Source organism: Microvirga sp. jy35, assembly GCF_056148915.1.
Genome location: NZ_JBWBEW010000032.1, coordinates 32,531 through 53,555 on the forward strand (window position 1 = coordinate 32,531; position 21,025 = coordinate 53,555).

22 protein-coding genes are annotated in these 21,025 nt (G+C 62.1%); 13 read left to right on the forward strand and 9 right to left on the reverse strand.

Going from position 1 to position 21,025, the window contains the following annotated elements; genetic code table 11:
* Positions 1–9: 9 nt before the first annotated feature.
* Genes AC0QTX_RS19865 through AC0QTX_RS19900 form a run of 8 tightly spaced genes read right to left on the reverse strand, consistent with a single transcriptional unit; the run spans position 10 to position 7,023 of the window.
* Positions 10–1,134 (reverse strand): SDR family oxidoreductase, encoded by a 1,125-nt coding sequence (locus tag AC0QTX_RS19865; protein ID WP_474605551.1) that lies wholly within the window; start codon positions 1,132–1,134, stop codon positions 10–12.
* A gap of 5 nt (positions 1,135–1,139) precedes the next feature.
* Positions 1,140–2,300 (reverse strand): acyl-CoA dehydrogenase family protein, encoded by a 1,161-nt coding sequence (locus AC0QTX_RS19870; protein WP_474605552.1) that lies wholly within the window; start codon positions 2,298–2,300, stop codon positions 1,140–1,142.
* 13 nt (positions 2,301–2,313) lie between these two features.
* On the reverse strand, positions 2,314–3,177 hold the full coding sequence (locus AC0QTX_RS19875; RefSeq protein ID WP_474605553.1) for a MaoC/PaaZ C-terminal domain-containing protein: 864 nt from the start codon (positions 3,175–3,177) through the stop codon (positions 2,314–2,316).
* A 3-nt stretch (positions 3,178–3,180) separates the two neighbouring features.
* Positions 3,181–4,095 (reverse strand): SDR family NAD(P)-dependent oxidoreductase, encoded by a 915-nt coding sequence (locus AC0QTX_RS19880; RefSeq protein WP_474605554.1) that lies wholly within the window; start codon positions 4,093–4,095, stop codon positions 3,181–3,183.
* A 20-nt stretch (positions 4,096–4,115) separates the two neighbouring features.
* Complete coding sequence (locus tag AC0QTX_RS19885) at positions 4,116–5,267, reverse strand: thiolase (RefSeq protein WP_474605555.1); 1,152 nt, start codon at positions 5,265–5,267, stop codon at positions 4,116–4,118.
* Positions 5,264–5,653 carry a Zn-ribbon domain-containing OB-fold protein gene (locus AC0QTX_RS19890; RefSeq protein WP_474605556.1) on the reverse strand — a complete coding sequence of 130 codons (390 nt, stop codon included), beginning with the start codon at positions 5,651–5,653 and terminating at the stop codon, positions 5,264–5,266. Before AC0QTX_RS19890 ends, AC0QTX_RS19885 begins: the two co-directional genes overlap by 4 nt.
* On the reverse strand, positions 5,650–6,240 hold the full coding sequence (locus tag AC0QTX_RS19895) for a hypothetical protein (RefSeq protein WP_474605557.1): 591 nt from the start codon (positions 6,238–6,240) through the stop codon (positions 5,650–5,652). The genes AC0QTX_RS19890 and AC0QTX_RS19895 overlap by 4 nt, the downstream gene beginning before the upstream one ends.
* Positions 6,241–7,023, reverse strand: a complete 783-nt coding sequence (locus AC0QTX_RS19900) for an enoyl-CoA hydratase/isomerase family protein (protein ID WP_474605558.1) — start codon at positions 7,021–7,023, stop codon at positions 6,241–6,243. It abuts the gene before it with no gap.
* Positions 7,024–7,232: 209 nt separating this feature from the next.
* Here AC0QTX_RS19900 and AC0QTX_RS19905 point away from each other — a divergent pair, with 209 nt between their 5' ends.
* From AC0QTX_RS19905 to AC0QTX_RS19965, 13 genes are read left to right on the forward strand one after another with little or no spacing between them, the layout of a single operon-like run.
* On the forward strand, positions 7,233–8,393 hold the full coding sequence (locus tag AC0QTX_RS19905) for an ABC transporter substrate-binding protein (protein WP_474605559.1): 1,161 nt from the start codon (positions 7,233–7,235) through the stop codon (positions 8,391–8,393).
* A 10-nt stretch (positions 8,394–8,403) separates the two neighbouring features.
* Complete coding sequence (locus AC0QTX_RS19910; RefSeq protein WP_474605560.1) at positions 8,404–9,180, forward strand: ABC transporter ATP-binding protein; 777 nt, start codon at positions 8,404–8,406, stop codon at positions 9,178–9,180.
* Positions 9,177–9,917: an ABC transporter ATP-binding protein gene (locus AC0QTX_RS19915; protein WP_474605561.1), complete on the forward strand. Its 741-nt coding sequence runs from the start codon at positions 9,177–9,179 to the stop codon at positions 9,915–9,917. Before AC0QTX_RS19910 ends, AC0QTX_RS19915 begins: the two co-directional genes overlap by 4 nt.
* On the forward strand, positions 9,914–10,780 hold the full coding sequence (locus tag AC0QTX_RS19920; RefSeq protein WP_474605562.1) for a branched-chain amino acid ABC transporter permease: 867 nt from the start codon (positions 9,914–9,916) through the stop codon (positions 10,778–10,780). The genes AC0QTX_RS19915 and AC0QTX_RS19920 overlap by 4 nt, the downstream gene beginning before the upstream one ends.
* Complete coding sequence (locus AC0QTX_RS19925; protein ID WP_474605563.1) at positions 10,777–11,769, forward strand: branched-chain amino acid ABC transporter permease; 993 nt, start codon at positions 10,777–10,779, stop codon at positions 11,767–11,769. The genes AC0QTX_RS19920 and AC0QTX_RS19925 overlap by 4 nt, the downstream gene beginning before the upstream one ends.
* A 3-nt stretch (positions 11,770–11,772) precedes the next feature.
* Positions 11,773–12,972, forward strand: a complete 1,200-nt coding sequence (locus AC0QTX_RS19930; protein WP_474605564.1) for an acyl-CoA dehydrogenase family protein — start codon at positions 11,773–11,775, stop codon at positions 12,970–12,972.
* Positions 12,972–13,619, forward strand: coding sequence for a TetR-type transcription factor C-terminal domain-containing protein (locus tag AC0QTX_RS19935; RefSeq protein ID WP_474605565.1), 648 nt, complete (start codon positions 12,972–12,974; stop codon positions 13,617–13,619). Before AC0QTX_RS19930 ends, AC0QTX_RS19935 begins: the two co-directional genes overlap by 1 nt.
* Before the next feature lie 8 nt (positions 13,620–13,627).
* Positions 13,628–14,950, forward strand: coding sequence for a phenylacetate--CoA ligase family protein (locus AC0QTX_RS19940; RefSeq protein WP_474605566.1), 1,323 nt, complete (start codon positions 13,628–13,630; stop codon positions 14,948–14,950).
* A gap of 5 nt (positions 14,951–14,955) precedes the next feature.
* A complete protein-coding gene (locus AC0QTX_RS19945; RefSeq protein WP_474605567.1) occupies positions 14,956–16,038 on the forward strand; it encodes a CoA transferase in 1,083 nt (360 codons plus the stop codon).
* Positions 16,039–16,052: 14 nt separating this feature from the next.
* Entirely contained in the window at positions 16,053–16,871 is an 819-nt protein-coding gene (locus AC0QTX_RS19950) for an SDR family NAD(P)-dependent oxidoreductase (RefSeq protein WP_474605568.1), read from the forward strand.
* Between the two features lie 9 nt (positions 16,872–16,880).
* The gene (locus tag AC0QTX_RS19955) at positions 16,881–18,074 is read left to right on the forward strand and encodes a CaiB/BaiF CoA transferase family protein (protein ID WP_474605569.1); all 1,194 of its coding nucleotides are present in this window, start codon (positions 16,881–16,883) and stop codon (positions 18,072–18,074) included.
* Positions 18,075–18,116: 42 nt separating this feature from the next.
* Complete coding sequence (locus tag AC0QTX_RS19960; RefSeq protein WP_474605570.1) at positions 18,117–18,572, forward strand: PaaI family thioesterase; 456 nt, start codon at positions 18,117–18,119, stop codon at positions 18,570–18,572.
* A gap of 34 nt (positions 18,573–18,606) precedes the next feature.
* Positions 18,607–19,761, forward strand: coding sequence for an ABC transporter substrate-binding protein (locus AC0QTX_RS19965; protein ID WP_474605571.1), 1,155 nt, complete (start codon positions 18,607–18,609; stop codon positions 19,759–19,761).
* A 225-nt stretch (positions 19,762–19,986) separates the two neighbouring features.
* Here AC0QTX_RS19965 and AC0QTX_RS19970 read toward each other — a convergent pair whose 3' ends face one another.
* Positions 19,987–20,946 (reverse strand): alpha/beta hydrolase, encoded by a 960-nt coding sequence (locus AC0QTX_RS19970; protein WP_474605572.1) that lies wholly within the window; start codon positions 20,944–20,946, stop codon positions 19,987–19,989.
* Between the last annotated feature and the right edge of the window lie 79 nt (positions 20,947–21,025).

Genomic DNA, 21,025 nt, shown 5'->3' on the forward strand with positions numbered 1-21,025 from the left:
TCCATTGCTCTACTGTTGAGCGGAATCTGCCTGCACGCCGCGTATGGGCGGCAGGATGCGCCTGGCCGCGAGGCTTCCGAACAGGTCGCGGAACATGACCTCGGTGTCGATGCACTCGGCAAAGCCCGCTTGGCGGATCTTGATGGTGCTCACGAGGGCAGGGGGCGGCCTGTGCTGTGCCCCATACGCAAAGGTGAAGTCGGCATAGTGGTGGGACTCCCCGAGCAGGGCCGGGAGCGGGATAGGATTCAGGCCGAACTTTGCGACGATCTTATCCCAGACATCCGCCTTCGTGGGCAGGAACTCCGCCATAGATATGGGCCTATCGGGCCCCGGCTCGACGCTAAGCGCGCGTGCGATGGCGGGCCATACGTTCTGCCAGACGAACACGTCGCCATTTGTGATGTTGAAGGTTTCGCCGCGTGCCGTCGGAGCCTCGGCCGCCCAGGCTAGGGCTTTTGCCATGAGACGGGCGTCTACGGCCTCAAGCACATAAGCCGGCCCCCCTGGGAACGAGAAGGGCAGGCCTTCTTCCCTGCAGATCGCCGCATAGGCTCCGATGACCGGGGTGAGGTTCATCGCAACCCCGACCACGTCGCCGAACACCACCTGCGGGCGGAAGATTGTGATGCCGAAGCCCCGCTTGGAAGAAGCCTCGCGCAGGTAATCCTCCTGCAGCCAGTAGAAATTGTCGTGAGGGTCGCGCGGCCAGCGCTCGCGAGCCGGGACGGCGATGCGATGAATGTGAATGCCGTATGCCTTCGTGCCTTGCAGAAGGCTGACATGCTGCAGGCCGCCCGACTTCTCCATGAGTGGCTCGAGAAGATTGCGCAGCATGGCGAGGTTGGTGGCCATCTGTTCCGGGTCGCGCCAACCTTCCACCAGACCTGGCTTTTCATACAAGGCCGTGTAAATGAGATGAGTGACCGCTGGCATTGCCGCAACGGCGGCGCGGCACGCCTCGGCATCCTGCAGATCAAGCGGGATATGCTGATAGGTTCGATCCGGAGAGATCTCGGGGCGGCGGGAGAGGGCGATAGTGGTCCAGCCCTCGAGCTGGGTGAAGTGCTCCACGGCGGCGTGCCCCACCACGCCCGAGGCGCCGGCGATCAGAACAGTCCGTGAGGCCATCATGCGCCTCACCGTCTCTGATCGAAGCGCCGACCGACGAGTTCGGCCGCGATGTTTACCTTCTGGATGTCGATGGCTCCGCCCGCAATGCCCCATCCGAAGGAGTCGCGCAGCCGCCGCTCCATGCCGTATTCCTTGGCATAGCCATAGCCGCCCATGAGCTGGAGCGCGGTTGCGGTGACTTCCCGGGTGATTTCATTGGCGTAACATTTGGCGATGGAGGCCTCGCGTGCGTTGGGCAGGCCCTCATCCACGTTCGAGGCCGCGCGATGGATCAGCAGGCGGGAGGCTTCAACCTTTATTGCCATCTCGGCCAAGCGGATCTGCACAGCCTGGAAATCCACGATAGGCTTGCCGAACTGCTCGCGCTCCTGAACATAACCGGTCACGTATTCCAGGGCGCCTGCTGCGACGCCAAGGGCCATGGTGGCGTTGCCGAGCCTCTCGATGTTGAAGAGGCCCATCAGGCTCGCAAAGCCGCCTGGGCCAACGAGCAGATGCTCGCGCGGAACCCGTACATCCTCGAAGGTCATATCGGCGGAGGGAACTCCGCGGAAGCCCATGAGTTGCTCCTGCGGCCCAAAGGTGAGGCCGGGCGTGTCCTTGTCCACGAACACGGCCCCAATGCCTTTCGCGCCCTGCGTGCCGTCGAAGCGACAGAATACCACATAGCCTTCCGAGTGCCCCGCGCCGGAACACCAACGCTTGGATCCGTCGATCACGATCGTGTCCCCTTCGATGCGCGCGCGAGTGCGGAGATCCGTGAGCGCGGTTCCGGCATCGGGTTCTGACATGGAAATGGCTACCAGCATGTCGCCTGCCACGACCTTGGGGACGATGCGCTCGCGCAGCGACGGATGGCCAAGGCGCTCGACGATTCGGACAGGGCCTGCGCAGCATTCAAAGACCGGGAATGCGACGCCGACTGAAACTTTTGCGAATTCCTCCATCACTAGGAACGCGTCGAGGTGGGTGAGGCCGAGGCCGCCGAGGTCTAAGTCGGCGTTGACCCCGAGAAAGCCCATTTCTGCATAGCGCTTCAGCCAGCCATGCGGCACTGGATGCGACGTCTCCTCGATCTCGGCCGCTAGCTTGGGCAACTCGTTCTGTGCAAAGCGTCGGGCGCTATCCTGAAGGGCGCGTTGATCCTCCGTAAGGCGGAAATCCATGACTCGTCTCTCCTTAAGCCGCGTATTCGAAAGAACCGTTGTTGAACACGACGGCGTTGCGGGCTGCGATGCGGGAGCGAAACAGCGCCTGCCCCGATTTCTCACGCCAGATGTCGATGCTGATGGTCTCGCCCGGGAAAACAGGGGCGGAGAAGCGTCCTTCGAGCGCTACCACGCGCTCCGGCGCGTAATCGCACAGCGCTGCCATGAGACCGTGCCCGATGACTCCATAAGTGGCGAGGCCATGCAGAATCGGGCGCTCGTATCCGGCCTTTCGCGCTATTGCCGGATCGGAGTGGAGGAGGTTGAAATCCCCGGAGAGCCGGTAAATAAGCGCCATCTGGGGTTGAGTCGGCATGTCGATAGTGTGGTCGGGTGCCCGCTCCGGAATGGGATGAAGCGTCCGGGGAGCCTCGCTTTTGCCTCCGAAGCCGCCATCACCCCTGCAGAACACAGTCTGGAGCAGGGTCGCTATCCTCTCGCCGGTCGCCCCATCTGAGATCTCACGCTCGGCATAGACCAGCGCACCTTTGCCAGGCCCTTTGTCGACAATGTCGACAATACGTGTGCGCCCCACCACCTCGCCCTCCGGTGCCAGCGGACGGTGCAGGCGCATGGCGTGCTCGCCATGCACCACCTTCACCCAGTCGATGCCGGTATCGAGATCGCGCATCCAGAAGCCTGGATAGGCCAGCACGTTCGCCATGGTCGGCACGGCCTGCAGCTTCGTCTCGTCGACGAACCGCAACTGCCGCTCGTCCATGTGGTCGATGCCGTAACCGGTGCCAAGGGCATAGAGGATACTGTCACGCCAAGTGTAAGCGTGGCGGATCTCGGGGAACCGAAGAGCGAAGAGTTTTTCAGGATCGATTGCCATGACTCAGACCGGGTCCCAGGAGAAGACATCTGCGGAGCGCTCGAGCGGGACGAGTGAGGGGCCGAAGGCACCAGGAAGTTGCTCGGCAATAGCCTCCGGCGTCCAGCCTTCCCCCCGGTGCAGGGAACGCAGGGGGCGCGGCTGGCTCATTAGAAAGATCTCATTATTGCGCACGGCGAAGACCTGTCCGGAGACGGTCTTGGCTGCGTCCGAGCCGAGGAAGGCTACCATCGGGGCGATCTTATCGGGCGTCATCTGCTTGAGCTTCGCGACGCGCACCTGATCGGCCTCGGTCTCGGTCGGAATGGAGCTCACCATCCTGCTCCAGGCGAAGGGCGCGATGCAGTTGGACCGCACGTTGAAGCGCTGCATATCCATGGCAATGGCGCGCGACAAGCCGACAATCCCCAGCTTGGCGGCCATGTAGTTCGCCTGCCCGAAATTGCCGATGAGGCCGGCCGTCGAGGTCATGTGGATGTAGGAGCCGGATTGCTGCTGCCGGAAATGCGTGGCGGCGGCACGGCTGATGTTGAAGCTCCCGTGCAGATGCACGTCAATGACGGCACGCCATTCATCCGGATCCATGCGGTGGAAGATCGCATCACGCAGAATTCCGGCATTGTTCACGACGATGTCGACGCGTCCAAATGCATCGAGGGCCGTCTGCACGATGCGCTGGGCGCTCGTCCAATCGGCAACCGAGTCGCGGTTGGCGGCGGCTTGGCCTCCCGCTCCACGGATGGCGGCAGCCGCCTCTTCAGCCGCGGAGGCATTCTCCGCTTCCCCGGTGAGAGTGACGCCCACATCGTTGATGACCACGCTCGCGCCTGCTTTGGCGAGACCTTCTGCAATCGCGCGCCCGACGCCTTGGCCTGCGCCCGTAATAATGGCAACCTTGCCTTCCAGCATTCCCGGCATGGTGGCTTTCTCCTCTGGTATTAAAGTGTTGCTGCCGAGCCGAATATCGCCGTCGCCTGACTGGAGAGAACGCCTCCATTGGCGTGGGCGAGAGCGACCTCAGCCCCTTGAATTTGCCGTTCGCCGCAGGCGCCGCGGAGCTGCTCCACGGCTTCGATGATGGTAAAAAGGCCGTACATTCCCGGATGATTGCAGGAAAGGCCGCCGCCATTCGTGTTCACCGGCAGCGTACCGCGCGGCGCGATGGCTCCGCTCGAGATGAAGGCTCCCCCTTCGCCTTTCGGGCAGAAACCTAGGTCTTCGAGAAACAGAAGCGTCGTGATCGTAAAGGCGTCATAGACCATCACATGATCAACCTCGGCTGGCCCAATACCGGCCATTGCGTAGGCCCTGCGGCCCGATTCAACGGCTGCGGTGGTAGTGAGGTCAGGCATGGCGGCGATCTGCCGATGGCTGACGGCGACGCCTGTGCCCAGAACATAGGCGGGTGGCTTGGCAAGGTCGCGCGCCCGGTCGGCGCGAGTCACCACAAGGGCAGCGCCGCCATCGGTGATGAGGCAGCAATCCGCCCGGGTAATCGGGTCGCTCATCATGCGCGAGGATAGTACTTCCTCGCGGGTCAAGGGTCCCCGGGCGAAAGCGTCCGGATTGAGGTTCGCCCAGGCCCGGGCCGCGAGGGCCACGTCGGCGAGGTCCTCGCGGGTGGTGCCAAATTCATGCATGTGCCGGGCGGCAGCGAGGGCATAGCTCGAAATCGGAAAACGAGGCTTGTAGGTAGCCTCGTAAGGCTGCGGGTCGGGCATGGAGACGAGCCGCCCGCCCGCGCTGAGCTGGTTGGAGCCGTAGCAGATCAGCGCCACGTCACAAAGGCCGTGTTCGAGGGCCGCAACGGCGCTCTGGAGATGAAAAAGGAACGAGGCCCCACCCACCATCGTGCCATCCGCATGGCGCACGGAAAGTCCTAGACGCTCCGCGACGTTGAGAACGGGCAGGCCTGACGATGATATTGCGCAGAAGAGGCCATCCACGTCCTTGAGGCCGAGGCCGCAATCCTCCAGCGCGAGGATCGCTGCTTCCTGCAACTGATCGAAAGGGGAGCGACCGGGTGCGTTCCAGCGCTTGGTGTTGCCGATGCCCACAACAGCGGCGCTGCCACGAAGAGAACGGCTCATGAGGCATCTCCCTCGGCCGGGACGAACACGACCATGGGCTCCGGCTCCCGGACAATGCGCGCATCGACCTTCATGCCGATGTGAACCGAATCGGCATTGGCACTCTCCACACGGCTCATCATGCGCGCCCCTTCTGCGAGATCGACAAGGGAGACGTTGTAGTTGCCTTCACGGTCGCGCACGGTTGTCGAGGAATAAACGGAACCTCGTCCAGATGCCTCCTTCCAGGCGAGATCCGGCGAGCCGCAGTGACGGCAGACGAGAGCGGGAGGGAAGCGGCATGTACTGCATCCGCGGCATTGCTGCAGCAGGAAACGGCCTTCCGCCAACGCGGAGCGCCAGGTCTCATCCGGCCCGGGACCGTCGAAGCGTGGATCGGTGCTCATGGGGCGCTCACGGGTTGGGGCTTGGCAAACCAGAGGTCGAAGCCGAGGGCCTCTTTCAGGGGCAACTCGCCTGAGGCTTTGAGGGTGCGCTTGAGGCGGCGTCCGATGCCGCCTCCCAGGACGCCAGCAATCTGCTTAAGGCAAGAATCGGGATCGCTCGCACGGATTGCGAGCCCATGCTCCACAAGCTTTGCGAAAAGGTCAGCTGATGGATTGAAGACGATCGCGCGTGTGAGCGGGGCGCCGAGCTTATAATGGAGCAGGGGGGCAAGACCCGGGCTCGTGCGCCACTCACCGTTCATCATCACCTCTGGCCCGAGGACGATATGGTCCGCGGTCAAAAGGATCGCGAGGCCGCGTTGTCCGATAGGGCTGGAGGGCAGCGCAAAGACCGGGAGCGGAGCGTCGAGCAGGAGGCCGATCAGGTCACCATGGGCCTTGGCGTCCATGACCTCTCCGGCGAACGAACCCGAGATGACGAGCGCTATTGCATGTTCCGCCTCGCGCAGGCTTCGCTTCACCTGAGCGAGAATTTCCAAGTCGGCTGCTTGGTCCGGCAGTTGTAGCCGGTGCAGGGCTACGCTCATCTAACGCCCCTGATATAGAGGGCGGCGCTTTTCGAGGAAGGCCCGCGTGCCCTCCTGCGCATCCTCGGTTCCGAGAAGCCCCGCCATGAGGCCGATCTCATGGGTGAGCGCCGCGTGCAAATTCATGGCCCCTGCGCCCCTAAGAGCAGCCTTCGCCGTACGGCTGGCCAGCGGCGCTTTCGATGCTACAACCAAAGCCTTATCGACCGTGGCCTCCACGATCCGCTCCGCAGGGACGACTTCATCGACGAGGCCGATGCGTCGGGCGGTCCATGCATCGACGAGATGGCCGAGTAGGGCGGCCTCCACCTGCGGGCCAGCACCTGTGCGCTCCCGCCAGAGCTGCGTGCCCCCAGCGCCCGGGATAATGCCGAGATTGATCTCCGGCTGTCCGAAAAGCGCGTTGTCGCCGGCAACGATCAGGTCGCACGAAAGGGCGACCTCGCATCCGCCACCGAGGCAGAAGCCGGTTACGCCGGCCACGATGGGCTTCTCGGCACGGAAGATGGTTTCGAAGGCACGGCGCGTCGGAGAGGCGAGGTAGCTTGCAGGGGAATGGCCCGCAAGCGTGTCGATATCCGCGCCCGCCGAGAAGTTTTTGGGCCCGCCGGTGAGGGCCACTGCGTGAATTGCCGGATCCCGGTCGGCCGCTGTTAGCTCCTCCGCGAGCTTGGTGAGAACGGTCGGGTTGAGTGCGTTGCGTGCGGCTGGACGATCAATGACGAGGAGCAGGACCGCGCCCCTGCGTTCTCCCCTCACGAATGAGTCTCCGTCGACTGTCATGGCAGCTCCCGATTGTCGAGCGAAGATTACATACTGATGAGTATGTTGGCAAGTATCTCTTAAATTTTGCCTTCAAGATCGTTCAAGATGGGATCTTGTTCTCGCAAATTAGAAACACGATTACTTGATTGACATCCGCACATACTCCTCGGTATCGTACTCGCCATAACAAAAAGACCGATAACGGCGCACAAACAGGAGGAAGGTTCATGAAAGCTACACAGGCCCTTAAGACTCTCGCTATCGCGTCGTTCGGCGCGCTCGCTCTTGCCGGTCCGGCGCATGCCCAGGCGCAGCAGCCCATCAAGGTCGGCGTGATCTTTCCTCTCAGCGGAGGTGCGGGCCCACAGGGGCAGCACGTCACCCAGGCTATCCAGGCCATGGCGGCGATCATCAACGAATCGGGCGGTGTCATGGGCCGCCAGATCGAGATCTTGTCTCGGGACGACGAGTCAACGCCCGCCGTCGGCGTGTCGCGCGCCAACGATCTCATTTCCGCGGGTGTCTCGGTCATCATCGAGGGGTGGAACAGTCCGGTGACACTTGCCATGCAGCCGGTGATTAACCGCGCCAACATCCTCGATATCACGGCGATCTCGAAGGCCGATCCGATCCTTTCGGGCGAAGGCAATCCGCTGGCGGTGCGCCTCAACAGCTCGAACTCGCAAGACGGAGCGGTGATCGCCAAGTATATCACCGATACAAAGGCGAAGCGCATTGCCTTCATGACCGAGAACGACGCCTACGGAAATGGCGCGCAGGAATCGATCGAAGCCGAGCTTAAGAAGCTCAACTACACCTATGAGAAGGTGGCTGAAGAAAAATTCCCATTCAATCAGGCCGACTTTCGCGTGGCGCTGACCAATGTGCGCGCAGCTAATCCCGAGATGACGATCGCCATCAACGCCAATGAAGGCCTCGGGATGCCGGCGCTCATTCGTCAAGCGAAACAGAGCCGCCTTCCAGGGCAGCTCGTGACCGCCGTTGGCACTGTGGCGCCGAGCGTGATCTCGGTGGCCGGCGAGGCTGCCAATGGGGTGATAGGCGCAGACATCTACTTCCCCGATGTGGAGCCCTTCGCGTCGAATGAGGCGAACAAGAAATTCGTCGCCAAGACGCAGGAGATGTTCAAGTACACGCCCGATAAGTACATGGCCCTCGGCGCGACGTCCCTTCAGGTCTGGGCCATGGCGGCCAACGAGGTGAAGAGCCTCGACAAGGAGCCTGTTGCCAAGCGCATTCGCGGCGGCAGCTTCAAGGGCACCATATTCGGGGATGTGTCCTTCGCGGCGAATGGGCAGCTCGAGTCGAACCACAAGCTCTTTACGATCGAGAATCAGAAGATCGTCGTCCGCTCGGCCTCAAACTGAGGGTGGTGAGATGTCCGGTGGGTTGGGACCAGTGCTTCGCGTCGAGGGCCTTGGCGTCACTTATGGCGCTCTGGTTGCCCTCGACGAGGTGACCTGGAGTGTCGGCGCAGGCGAGATCCTTGGGATCATTGGCCCCAACGGCGCCGGAAAGAGCTCATGCTACGATGCCGTCACCCACCTTGTGACGAGGCGGGGGCGGGTTTTCCTGAATGGCCAGGAGGTGACGGACATCGCGCCTCATCTCCTGGCTGAGCGGGGCCTGAAGAGGGCCTTCCAGCAGAATGCGTTCTTCCACGAGTTGACGGTTCTGGAGAACATGGTGACGGTGCTCCAAGACCGTTACGGAACGGGCTTACTGGCCACGGCCCTGCTGCCCTTCACGCAGGTGCGCCGCAGAGCAGATGCGGTGGAGGACGCCAAGCAGCGCCTTGTCCGCTTCGGTATTCCGGAGGCATATCACGATCTCAAGCCGACCAATATTCCCTATGGCATCCAGCGCATGCTCTCCATCGCGCTGGCCTATGGGAGCGGGGCCAAGGCCCTCATGCTCGACGAGCCTGCCGCCGGCCTCGGCGGCGCGGACATGACCCACCTGATCAATCTTCTAATCTCGCTCAAGAAAGAAGGTTTGGCCGTGGTTGTTATCGAACATCACATGGATCTGATCATGTCGGTGGCGGACCAAATCGTGGTGCTGGAGCAGGGCAGGCTGCTCGCCACCGGAACTCCGCATCAGATCCAGTCCGATCCGCGGGTCCTCGAGGCCTATTTGGGGCGCGCGCAATGAACACTCGTCCGGTTCTGGAAGCCACCGATCTCAAGATCGCCTATGGCGGCAACGTCGCCCTGGATGTACCGCGCATCGCGGTACGCGAGCGGGAGCTCGTCGGCGTCGTCGGCGCGAACGGGGCGGGGAAGTCCACTCTCGTGAACGGCCTTCTCGGATGGTCGCGCGGATCCCCGAAGGTCTCCGGCAAGATCATGCTGGACGGTCGGGATATATCCAATCTTCCGCCTCATGAGCGGGTGCGCTCGGGCCTGCTTCTTATCCCCGAGGGAAAACTCGTCTTTGCCCAGATGAGCGTGGAGGAAAACCTCGCGGCGAGCGTGGATGTGCCCACCGATCGCCAACGGCGGAGGCAATACTCCATCGACGAGATTTATGCTCTCTTTCCACGTCTCTACGAGCGCAGGCACCATCTCGGCTCGCAACTCTCCGGCGGAGAGCGGCAGATGCTGGGCATTGCCCGCGCCCTGCGGCTTAGTCCGAGGGCGCTGCTGTTGGATGAGCCCTCCATCGGCCTCGCGCCGCGCCTCGTCTCCACGGTTCTCGAAACCGTGCGGTCCCTGGTGGATTCCGGCCTCACCGTACTCCTCGTGGAGCAGAACGTGAGGGCCGCCATCGAGGTGGTCGATCGTCTTGTTCTGATCGAGCGCGGGCGAATCATCGCCGAAGGCCCGGCATCGGAGATGCGGGACGATCCCCGGATCGCTGAAGCCTATCTCGGAGCGCATGTGGCATGAATTTCACGCAGCAACTCGTCAACGGCATTGTTCTTGGCCATGCCTATGCGCTCATCGCCATCGGCTGGACTGTGCTCCTGGGCGTCGCCCGGCTGGTCAATTTCGGCCATGGCCAGATGTACATGCTGGGAGCCTTCGTGACGTGGTACGGGGTCTCCCGCCTGGGGCTCCCGTACTTCGTGGCTATTCCCCTCGCCATGATGGCTGGCGTCGCAGTTGGCTACGTCATGCAGCGGGTTATGCTCCAGCTCACTCTGAAGCAGGATTTGGTGTCGATCATGATCGTCACCCTCGGGTTCGGCTACGTGCTCCATGGCGCGGCGGCGCTGTTCTTCGGTTCTACGGGCCAGATCCTCGAGACGCCGTTCTCGACCAAGGACATCTATTGGGGCGATCTCTGGTTTACGTATCAGGATATTGCAATCGTCATCGCGGCAATCCTGTTCTTTGCGGCATTGAAATATGTGATCGACCGGACACGGGTCGGCAGGCTTGCCCGCATGGTGGCGGAGGACCCGCAACTGGCGCAACTCGCAGGCGTTAATGTGCGTCGGGTGTATCTGGGCGTCTTTGCCTTCGAGGGCGCGGCGGTGGCTCTGGCGGCCGCTCTCGTGGCTCCCCGCACGCCCATCCTCACGTCGATGGGGTTCGATGAGGTGATCATCACCTTCGTGGTCGTGGTTCTTGGCGGCATCGGCAGCGTCACGGGCAGCTATGTGGCCGGCCTAGCGCTTGGTCTCTTCACGGCCTTCTTCGGGGCCTTCGTTTCACCCGCCTATGCCACGGCCGCCGCTTTCGCGGTTCTGATCGCGGTTCTGGTGATCCGCCCCGGCGGCCTCGCCGTCAGCCCAGGAGGACGATGAGCATGAAGACCGGGATCAAGACCATCCTGCTCGCCGCGCTTGCCGTCATCGGCTTCTTCGTCCCGACGCTGCTCGGCGGCTCGGGTGCGGTCTATGCGGCCTGCGTGCTGATCGCCATCTTTGCGGTCATGTCCTATGGGCTCGACATCGTGGTGTCGGACCTTGGTGAGGTCAGCCTCGCACACACCGTCTTCTTCGCGGTTGGGGCCTATACGACTGCATTGCTTTCGGCCAGTGCAGGGCTCGGCCCCATCCTCTCGCTCGCGGGCGCGATTATCATGGTGCTGCTGGTTGCAGCGGCGCTTGGCCTTGTGACCCTGCAACTGCGTGAGTTCGTATTTTCCCTGGTGACCTATGCGGTTGCGGTGGTGGCAGCGACCGTTGCCCAGAACTGGGATTTCCTCGGCGGCTCCGACGGCCTCCGGGGCATTCCGGCCTTCGAGTTGTCGTGGCTGGGCTTCACGGCCCGCAATGATCAGGAACTCTGGCCCGTTGCTTATCTGCTGCTGCTGGTGGCGATCTATCTCGTGTCCGCCTTCCGCCGCGCGAAGCTGGGGCAGGCGGCCATGATGGTGCACCTCAACCAGCGCCTCGCAGTCACATCCGGCGTCGACCCGCAACGCATCAGGCTCCAGGTCTTCATGGTCTCCGCCCCGATTACGGCATCGGCTGGATGGCTCTATGCGTACCAGCGGGCCTACATCAGTGCGGACGTGCTGGAGACCTACTTCCTCATCCTGATGCTCACCGCCGTCGTGGTGATGGGCCGCCGTCTTCTGCTCGGCCCTCTGCTCGGGGTTGCGTTGATCCAGATCCAGGAGAAGTTTTTCTCCCTTGGCGGCTATGTGGACAAGATCATCCTCGGCAGTGTCCTCATCCTCACGCTCGCCTTCCTACCCAACGGCCTATTCGGAGTTGTTGCGCCGTTGCGAAATATATTCATCCGACGCGTGACGCCAGTCGGCAAATCCATTCCTGAGAGGAGTTAAGTCATGACGGTTATCTGGCAGCCTGCCCTGGACGCTGAAGCGCAGCGCTGGCAATCTCTGGCCGCGCAGTTGTCCGACGAGCATTTCGCTCCCCTGACTGAGGAACTCGACCGGGAGCAGCGCTATCCGTGGGAGAATGTACGCCGGCTTGTGGACAACAAGCTGGCAGGCCTCTTCATCCCGAAGGATTACGGCGGCGAGGGCGCGAGCCTGACGTCGACTGTCGCAGTGGTCGAGCGGGTCGGCTCGGGCTGCTCCTCCACCGCAGCCATTCTCTGCGCTTATCAGCTTGGAGCCTTCCCGGTCCTGCTCGCGGGACGTGAGGATCAGAAGCAGCTTTATCTCGGCGAGATGACCCGGGGAGTCGCAACAAGTTTCGCTCTGTCGGAGCGGGAGGCGGGCTCGGATGCCGCCGCCGTCACGGCCACCGCCGTGCGCGAGGGCGATGGCTGGCGGATCAGGGGCGAAAAGTACTGGATCGGCAATGGCGGGGCATCCCGGTACTACGTGGTTTTCGCCAAGACCGACCCGTCGGCCGGTGGTCGCGGCATCTCGGCCTTCATGGTCGACAAGGAGCAGGAAGGCGCAGTTGTCGACGAACTCTCTGACAAGATGGGTATTCGCGGCACCCAGACATCGAATCTGAGGCTCGATATCGTTGTGCCGGACGAGGCGCGGATCGGAGAGGTCAATCGAGCCCTGCGTTTGGCATTTCAGACCCTCAACGTGGGCCGCGTGATGGTCGCGGCCCAATCCCTCGGTCTGGCACTTGCCGCTTATCGTGAAGCCTCGCGGCGTGCTGTCGAGCGCAAGGCATTCGGACAGGCGATCATCGACAATCAGGGCATCGGCTTCAAGCTCGCCGACATGGCCATGGAGATTTCCGCGGCTCGCATGATGCTCTACGAGGCTGCCAAGGCCTATGATGAGGGGCGGGATGTGGCCAATCTCGGTGCCATGGCAAAGCTCTATGCGTCTGAGGTCGCCCACCGGGCGGCGGACGCCGCCGTGCAGATTTGGGGCGGATTCGGCTATTGCAAGCCGAACGTCGCCGAGCGCCTCTATCGCGACCAGCGCGTGCTGGAGATCTATGAGGGAACATCCGAGGTTCAGCGCCTTGTCTTGTCCCGCGCCGTGCGCAAAGAAGTCGAGGACGCTGCTGCCGCGGGGCAGGGCGAAGCCTTGGAAACACGGAGCGCCTGATGGATGCCGACACTTCATCCCTGATATCACTGACCGGAAATGAGGCGCGGGATGAGATTGTCCGTGCGGCAGCCGAAGTTTTCATGGAATTCGGCTTTGCAGCGACCTCCATCGATGCTGTGGCCGAGCGGCTAGGGGCCACCAAGGGACGGATCTATCACTACTACCGCAGCAAGGCGGAGCTGTACTTCGACGTGCAGATCGCCGCCATGGAGAAGCTGGCTCGCCAGATTGAGCCCATCGCCAAGGGTGTGGGCAACCCCGCCGAGCGGCTGGAAGCCATGGCGTTGCGTCATGCAACGATCCTCATGGAAGACCTGTCGATGCAGAAGGTTGCTGTCCGCGGCCTGGAGCGGGAGCTTCTGGGTGCAGCTGCTGCTCGGCACGCCAAGACCCTCCGCTCAATCATCCGTCTGCGCGACGACTACGAGCAGATCTTCGCCGAGGTCATCGACGACGGCATCCGCGCTGGTCTTTTCATAGATCTTCCACCGCGTCTCGCGACGAAACCGTTCTTTGGAGCCCTGAACTGGCTCACCGTTTGGTATGTGCCACGCCGCTTACAGACGGCAGAGGACATTGCCGAGATTGCCCGCACCCTGACTGGATGCGCCATGCGCGGAATTCTCAAAGGAGCCCAGCCGTGAATGCTCAAATGACCCGACCTTATTCCAATAATATCTGGGATCCCGTCGAGGCATGGTCCCGGGACCAGATCGAGGAATTCCAGCTCGGCGCCCTGAAGAAGCAGCTTGCCCGGGTCGAGGCTAAAAGCGCTTATTACCAGAAGGCTTTCAAGCAGGCTGGATTCTCGGCGGGGGATTTTAAGAGCTTCGAGGATCTGCGCCGCCTGCCAATCACCCGCAAGGCCGAATACGTGGCAGGCCTTCAGGAGGACCCGCCCTTTGGGACCATGCGCGCTGTAGAACTGAACGAGGCGGTGCGCGTGCATTTCTCGTCCGGCACGACCGGCCGCCCATCGCCGGTGCTGTGGTCGAAGCGGGATATCGAGCGCTGGGCCGATCTCTATGCCCGCTATCTCTACGCCCAGGGGCTGCGCGCTGGCGACGTATTCCAGTGCATGTTCAACTATTCCTGGTTCGTCGGCGGTTTAGGCGCGACGCTCGCCGCGCAGCATGTCGGGGCGCTCGTGATCCCCGGCGGCTCGGTGGATACCAAGCGGCAGATCGAAACCATCAAGGAATACGGCACGAAGTGCGTCATCGGCACGCCTTCGTTCATGGCCCATGTGGCGGAAGCGGCCGAAGAGATGGGCGTCGATCTCGCGGCTTCCACGGTCAGTATGGTGTGCGTGGGCGGCGAGCCCGGTGCGAGCATCCCAGGCACCCGCGAGCGCCTGGAGCGCCTTTGGGGCGCGAAGATGTTCGACTGCTATGGCGCGCTGGAATGCCAGCCCATCGGCTGGGACACGGCCCTGCAACTCGGACCGCAGATCGCCGAGGACTTCATCTATGTGGAGATCCTCGATCCCGATACTCTGGAACCGGTCGAGGACGGCCAGCGCGGCGTGCTCGTGCTCACTCACCTCGACAAGGAAGCCTGCCCGCTCGTGCGCTGGTGGACCGGCGACGTGGTCGTCCGTGACCGCACGCCGACACCGGACGGACGCACCCACGCGACGCTGAAAGGCGGCGTTCTGGGCCGTGCGGACGACATGCTGATCGTTCGGGGCGTCAACCTGTTTCCGAGCGCCGTCGAGGATATCGTGCGCGCCTTTCCGGGCACGACCAACGAATACGTTCTCGTCATCGACGATTCCGTGAAGGATCCGAAGACTGGTTTTCTCACCGGCGTGAAGCTGCGCGTCGAGCGCACGGACGACGCGCCCGCGGATTTGGGCGAGAAGCTTTCTTATCGGCTGCGCGAGCGCCTGCAAGTCCGCTTCGTGGTCGAGGTGCTGCCGGCGGGTTCTCTGCCGCGCACCGTTCACAAGGCCAAACGCGTGATTACGGAGTAGACATCATGGCAGCGCCGCGTCCGCTTCAAGGTAAACGCGTCATCGAGTTGTCGCAGTTCATCGCTGGACCAACCGCGGCGCAGCTCCTGGCGGACTTCGGCGCCGAGGTCATCAAGATCGAAGCCCCTGCTGGCGACGGCTCGCGCGGGCTTCCAGGGACCGCGTTCGGCAGCGTCTACACACGCAGCTTCAACACGTCGAAGGAAAGCCTCGTCATCGACACACGCCAGGAGGCGGATCGGGCCAAGCTGTTCCATCTTCTGAGCGATGCAGATGCGCTCGTCTGCAACCTCGCGCCGGGAGCCTTGAGGCGGCTCGAGTTGGATGCGGCCTCCATTCGCCGCCGGTTTCCGCGCCTGATTGCCACTCTCGTGTCCGGCTACGGCCAGCAGGACGACCGGACGTGCATGGACACCATTGCTCAATGCGAGAGCGGCTTCGCGTGGCTCAACGGCGCCGAGGATGGAAGTCCGCGCATCTCCACGAGCTGGCCCGCCGATTTTTTCTCAGGCCTCTACGCTGCTCTTTCCACCGCCATGGCCCTGGTGGAGACGAACCGTACGGAGGGCTGCATCATCGACATCTCCATGATGGAAATCGCGGCCGCCATGCTGGTCGGGCCCGCAGCCCTTCTGGTGTCCGAGGGCGGCACGCCTGCACCCGGCACCGGCAACCGCGACCGCGCCTCGGCTCCCTCGGGGATCTATCCGTGCCAGGACGGCTACGTCTACATCTATGGCGGCCTCGACCCCTATTGGGCGAAACTGAAAGCTGTCGTGGGGGGAAGCGATGCGCCCGCAGGTGAGCGTCTCGCCCGGGCGGAGGAGTTCGACCGGCAGGTGAGCGCCTGGACCTCGCAGCACAGCCGCGAGGCCGTGCTCTCCGTCATGAACGAACTCGCCATTCCGGCAGGTTCCGTGCGCGATCCCATGAATGCGGTGGAGATGATCCGCAACCTGCGCGAAGGCGCAGTAAGCGGACGGCTTGCCAGCGGCGAGCACGTTCCCAGCTTTCCTGCCCTGTTCGACGGCGAACGTATCAACCGTTCGCCAGCCCCAACGCTCGGCGGCAGCCGCCGAGCCGATTGACCCGGAGCATCACCATGTCCTCAGCCTCCTTCAACGATCCTTATTATGCCTCCGTGCTCCGCGAGGGGCTTTTCGCGAACCGCTCCGCCTTCGTGTCCGGCGCGGGCTCAGGCATCGGCCGTGCCATTGTGCTGCGGCTCGTGCAACTCGGCATGCATGTATTCGGAACGGGCCGTCGCGCAGAGATGCTCGAGGAGACCGCGACTCTTGCGAACGGCATGGCGGGCGCGTTCACCTACAAGCCTTGCAATGTGCGGGAGACGGACGCTGTCGAGGCTCTTGTCCGCGAGGCAGGCGAGAGCCGGGGCATCGATCTTCTCGTGAACAATGCGGGCGGACAATTCTTCGCCCCGGCTGCGGAAATCAGCCGCAAGGGCTGGGATGCCGTCATCGATCTCAACTTGAACGCAGTCTTCACGGTCACAAAGGCTGCCTATCCTTACCTCAAAGCCAGCCGTGGCAGTGTAGCGAGCATTTCACTCTCGGGAGTCGATCGTGGCTCCATGGGACTTGCCCACTCCATTGCGGCCCGCGCTGGGGTGCTCGGCATGACGCGTTCTCTCGCATTGGAGTGGGCAAAGGACGGGATCAGGCTCAACTGTATCGCGCCCGGTACAGTCGTAACCGAAGGGCTCGCCGGGGAGGCCGCGCGTCCCATGCTCGAACGGCTCGTGGAGGCAACGCCCATGGGCATTCCCACCTCGGTGGAGGAGGTGGCGGAGCTCGTCGCCTACCTAGCCAGCCCGGCAGGGCGCCTCATGACAGGCCAGCTCATCCAGATTGACGGCGCCGCCCATCTCGGGCCCGGCCTTCATATGATTGCCGCCGAGTAGGAGCGTCGTATGCTTGCCCTGCAGGGAGTGAAGGTTCTGGATCTGTCACGGGTGCTTGCGGGTCCATGGTGCACACAAACGCTCGCCGACCTCGGCGCCGATGTGTGGAAGATCGAGGAGCCCACCAAAGGAGACGACACGCGAGGCTGGATGCCGCCCGAGATCGACGGTGAGTCCACCTACTTCCTATGTTGCAATCGCTCAAAGCAGTCCGTCGCGATCGACATGAAAGGTCCCGAGGGCCAAGCTATCGTGCGTCGTCTTGCGGAGAAAGCAGATGTGCTGGTGGAAAACTTCCGAAAAGGGACGCTCGAGCGCTTCGGTTTAGGATACGAGCAGCTCTCCGCCATCAACCCGCGCCTGATCTACTGTTCTATTTCCGGGTATGGCCGCACCGGCTCTCGCGCTGACGAAGCCGGTTATGATTTCGCAATCCAAGCCGAGAGCGGCCTCATGGCGATCACCGGCGAACCCGACGGCTCACCGATGAAGCATGGTATAGCGATTACCGACATCATTACCGGTATGAATGCCACGCAGGCAATCCTAGCCGCGCTTCTTGCGCGCGCGAAGACCGGACAGGGGCAGCTCATCGACGTATCGCTGTTCGATTCCGCTGTCGCGCTCCTGGCGAATGTCGGCACCGGATATCTAGCGACAGGCAGCGAGCCCAAGCGCTACGGCAACGCCCACGCGACCGTCGTGCCGTACCAGCTCTTTGATACGGCCGACGGAGTCCTGGCGCTTGCGGTCGGCAACGACCTTCAATTCAGGAATATGTGCCTTCAAGTCCTCGAACGCCCGGAGCTCTGGGCCGACGAGCGATACCAGAGGAACCGCGACCGCGCTCTGAACCGGGGAACTCTCATCCCGGCCCTTGCAGAGGTATTCCTCACACGCGGCACGGCGGAATGGATTGTACTTCTGAAATTCGCCGGGGTCCCCGCGGGTCAAGTCCGAAAGGTCTCCGAGGTCTTCTCCAGTCCGGAAGTGGCGGAGCGTGAGATCGTCGTTGAAGTGCCGGATGAACGGCATGGAACCGTGCGGTTGACTGCCTCGCCTCTGCGTCTCTCGGGTACGCCTGTGCGGCCGCCGAAAGCCCCTCCGCGGCTTGGCGAGCACACCAGCGATGTTCTCGCGCGGGAACTCGGAATGAGTGAAGAGGACATCAGGCGGATCAAGGTTCCGTCTTCGGATTCGTGACGGCAGTCGACAGGATCTGGGGCATTACACTAGGAGCGACGGATGAACAGCATGCCTTCCAAACCTCCTGCGCCCGTGCCGCCTGGTGTCTTCGATCCTGTTCGGGAGGGTTGGGTCCCCCGAGATGACGAGCCAGGCTTCATGGTGGTGGTTGGCCCGCTGTGGCAGCAGGGTGAGGGAGAGAGCCTCACTTTCGGCTTCCTTGCAGAGGACAGGCATCTCAACAGACGAGGCGTGGTGCATGGTGGCATGCTGATGGCCTTTGCCGATCAGGCGCTCGGACTGACGGCCCGTGAGGTCACAGGCGGCTTACCGCAGGCGACGATCCAGCTCGATACCCACTTCATCGCTCCAGCCACTGCAGGTGAATTCATCACCGTTAAAGCCGAGGTCGTTCGACGCACGCGCTCGATCCTGTTCATGCGCGGGACACTGGCCGTCGGCGACCGCGCTGTCGCGTCCCTGCAAGGGCTATGGAAGGTGCTCTCGAAAGACTGAGTTGGTCCAGCAACGGAATTCCAGGGAGGAAGTGATGAAGACAACTCTGAAGGCACTTGCGTTGCTTGCGTTCAGCTCACTGGCTGGAGTTGGCGCCCATGCTCAACAAGACCCGGTCAAGGTAGGGGTAATCCTGCCGCTGAGCGGCGGAGCAGGCCCTCAAGGTCAGCATGTGACACAAGCAATTCAGGCCATGGCGGCTATCATCAACGACGCCGGTGGCGTCATGGGCAGACCCATCGAAATCCTGAGCCGAGACGACGAGTCAACTCCGGCCATTGGCGTCTCCCGAGCGAATGAACTGCTCACTCAGGGGGTTTCGGTGATCATCGAAGGGTGGAACAGCCCTGTCGCGCTGGCCATGCAGCCGGTTATCAGCCGGGCAGGAATCCTCGATATTACGGCGTTCGCCAGCGCCGATGCCATTCTCTCTGGTGAAGGGAATCCTCTCGCGGTTCGGCTCAACGCGTCGAACTCCCAAGGTGGAGCTGCCGTTGCCGCCGTCATTGCCGACAAGCTGAAGGCGAAACGAGTCGCATTTCTGACGCAGAACGACGCGTACGGGAATGGTACTCAGGCCTCCATCGAAGCTGAGTTGAAGCGACTTGGATACGCATACGAAAAGGTGGCAGAGGAGAAGTTTCCCTTCGCGCAGGCAGACTTCCGGGTGGCTCTGACCAACGTTAAAGCCGCCAATCCGGACGTGACTGTTGCGATCAATGCCAATGAAGGTCTGGGGATGCCGGCTCTTATCCGTCAATCACGCCAGATCCGACTGCCGGGTCAGCTTCTCGCGGCGTTGGGCACTGTTGCGCCAAGCGTAATCTCCGTTGCCGGCGATGCTGCCAACGGCCTGATGGGAACGGATATCTACTTTCCTGACGTGGAGCCTTTCGCCTCGAATGAAGTGAACAGGAAGTTCGTGGCGAAGACGAAAGAAATGTTCAACTATACTCCCGACAAGTTCATGGCGGTGGGAGCCTTTGCGTTGGAAGTTTGGGCCATGGCAGCGAACGAGTTGAAGACCCTCGACAAGGAGCCACTTGCTAAGCGGATCCGTGGAGGAAGCTTCAAGGGCACGATCTTTGGCAATGCAACATTCGAGCCGAATGGCCAGCTGAACTCCCGGATCTATACCTTCTCCGTTCAAGACCAGAAGATCGTCGTGGATCTTGAACAACGCAAATAGCTTCAAACGGTTTCGAGAGAAAGGAGGGCTCTCAGCCGCATCCGTTTTGACATGGCTCGTACGCGCTGGCGGTGCTTCTGTAGTGGCAACGCAAGTCACCCATTGGCTGCTCCGTGAGCTATCGGGGTTGTCGCCGACTTTGGGGCGCCTTAACGATACCGTTGCAGGCTTCTACTCTGCACAAGGCGCTGGGCTACGAACGCGTTTGCAAGACCGGCGAGGATCTCAATTTAATTTGGCATACAGCCACTCGGAGCCCTCCTGCAGCGCGCGGTCCGCGGTTGACACACGTCCGGCCGCGCGCAGGAAGCCATGTGTCACTCCGGGGTACACGATACATTCAGCGTCAACACCCTGCTCCTTAGCAGCACGGGCAAGTTCAAGGTTCTCATCCCGCAACACGTCGAGCTGACCTACCTGGAGCCTGAGCGGAGGCAAATTCTCGAATGAGCCTTTTAGGGGAACGGCGCGCCAATCCTCCGACGAGTCCGATTGCAAATAGTTGCGCCAGAACCATTTTATTTTCCATGTTTGTGGCGAGAGCGAGCTGTCTCCGATCCAGACGTATGACTGCCGATCGTAGGATTGGTCATAGGCACCGTAGTTCAACAGGGCTGCACGCGGCATCGAATCGGTATTGCGCAGCATCATGCAGGCCGCAAGGGCGAGGTTAGCACCCGCAGAGTCTCCCGACACTGCCAGCCGAGCTCCGTCGACGCCCCACTCGTGTCCACGCGAACTCAGCCATTGAATGACCTGAACACACTCGTTGAGGGGCGTCGGGAATGGGTACTCCGGAGCCATTGCGTAATCCGGAGCGACCACCGAGAACCCTGTGCGAGCTGCATATTCGCGCGCGACCCGGTCATGCGTATCTATGCTGTTCCAAGTCCAGCCTCCGCCGTGAAAGAAGACGATGACCGGCAGATTAGGCTCGGCCGTCGGGCGATAATGGCGAGCAAGAATACGTCGTCCGCCGATCTGTATCCATCGCTCATCGATGGACGCCATCTGTGGGCCGCCTGCCGCAAACGGCCGTTGCGCTAGTTCAATGGCTTCGCGCGCTTCCATGATCGGGGCATCGAACGTGTTGACATAACGTGCTGCAGCTTGGGATGATTCCTGAAGAAACAGTTTCATCTCGGGGTCGAGATAGGCTTCAGGTGGGCTTCTTACGTCTTCCATGGAACGCTTCCTTCTGCTTTCCCACGAATACCGAGCTGCTGTCGAAGTCCACAATAGATACGGCCACGGGGATGTTCAC

Excerpts from the sequence above, each read along its gene's own strand:
- AC0QTX_RS19865 (WP_474605551.1), bottom strand. The coding sequence starts at position 1,134 with ATGATGGCCTCACGGACTGTTCTGATCGCCGGCGCCTCGGGCGTGGTG.
- AC0QTX_RS19870 (WP_474605552.1), bottom strand. The coding sequence starts at position 2,300 with ATGGATTTCCGCCTTACGGAGGATCAACGCGCCCTTCAGGATAGCGCC.
- AC0QTX_RS19875 (WP_474605553.1), bottom strand. The coding sequence starts at position 3,177 with ATGGCAATCGATCCTGAAAAACTCTTCGCTCTTCGGTTCCCCGAGATC.
- AC0QTX_RS19880 (WP_474605554.1), bottom strand. The coding sequence starts at position 4,095 with ATGCCGGGAATGCTGGAAGGCAAGGTTGCCATTATTACGGGCGCAGGC.
- AC0QTX_RS19885 (WP_474605555.1), bottom strand. The coding sequence starts at position 5,267 with ATGAGCCGTTCTCTTCGTGGCAGCGCCGCTGTTGTGGGCATCGGCAAC.
- AC0QTX_RS19890 (WP_474605556.1), bottom strand. The coding sequence starts at position 5,653 with ATGAGCACCGATCCACGCTTCGACGGTCCCGGGCCGGATGAGACCTGG.
- AC0QTX_RS19895 (WP_474605557.1), bottom strand. The coding sequence starts at position 6,240 with ATGAGCGTAGCCCTGCACCGGCTACAACTGCCGGACCAAGCAGCCGAC.
- AC0QTX_RS19900 (WP_474605558.1), bottom strand. The coding sequence starts at position 7,023 with ATGACAGTCGACGGAGACTCATTCGTGAGGGGAGAACGCAGGGGCGCG.
- AC0QTX_RS19905 (WP_474605559.1), top strand. The coding sequence starts at position 7,233 with ATGAAAGCTACACAGGCCCTTAAGACTCTCGCTATCGCGTCGTTCGGC.
- AC0QTX_RS19910 (WP_474605560.1), top strand. The coding sequence starts at position 8,404 with ATGTCCGGTGGGTTGGGACCAGTGCTTCGCGTCGAGGGCCTTGGCGTC.
- AC0QTX_RS19915 (WP_474605561.1), top strand. The coding sequence starts at position 9,177 with ATGAACACTCGTCCGGTTCTGGAAGCCACCGATCTCAAGATCGCCTAT.
- AC0QTX_RS19920 (WP_474605562.1), top strand. The coding sequence starts at position 9,914 with ATGAATTTCACGCAGCAACTCGTCAACGGCATTGTTCTTGGCCATGCC.
- AC0QTX_RS19925 (WP_474605563.1), top strand. The coding sequence starts at position 10,777 with ATGAGCATGAAGACCGGGATCAAGACCATCCTGCTCGCCGCGCTTGCC.
- AC0QTX_RS19930 (WP_474605564.1), top strand. The coding sequence starts at position 11,773 with ATGACGGTTATCTGGCAGCCTGCCCTGGACGCTGAAGCGCAGCGCTGG.
- AC0QTX_RS19935 (WP_474605565.1), top strand. The coding sequence starts at position 12,972 with ATGGATGCCGACACTTCATCCCTGATATCACTGACCGGAAATGAGGCG.
- AC0QTX_RS19940 (WP_474605566.1), top strand. The coding sequence starts at position 13,628 with ATGACCCGACCTTATTCCAATAATATCTGGGATCCCGTCGAGGCATGG.
- AC0QTX_RS19945 (WP_474605567.1), top strand. The coding sequence starts at position 14,956 with ATGGCAGCGCCGCGTCCGCTTCAAGGTAAACGCGTCATCGAGTTGTCG.
- AC0QTX_RS19950 (WP_474605568.1), top strand. The coding sequence starts at position 16,053 with ATGTCCTCAGCCTCCTTCAACGATCCTTATTATGCCTCCGTGCTCCGC.
- AC0QTX_RS19955 (WP_474605569.1), top strand. The coding sequence starts at position 16,881 with ATGCTTGCCCTGCAGGGAGTGAAGGTTCTGGATCTGTCACGGGTGCTT.
- AC0QTX_RS19960 (WP_474605570.1), top strand. The coding sequence starts at position 18,117 with ATGAACAGCATGCCTTCCAAACCTCCTGCGCCCGTGCCGCCTGGTGTC.
- AC0QTX_RS19965 (WP_474605571.1), top strand. The coding sequence starts at position 18,607 with ATGAAGACAACTCTGAAGGCACTTGCGTTGCTTGCGTTCAGCTCACTG.
- AC0QTX_RS19970 (WP_474605572.1), bottom strand. The coding sequence starts at position 20,946 with ATGGAAGACGTAAGAAGCCCACCTGAAGCCTATCTCGACCCCGAGATG.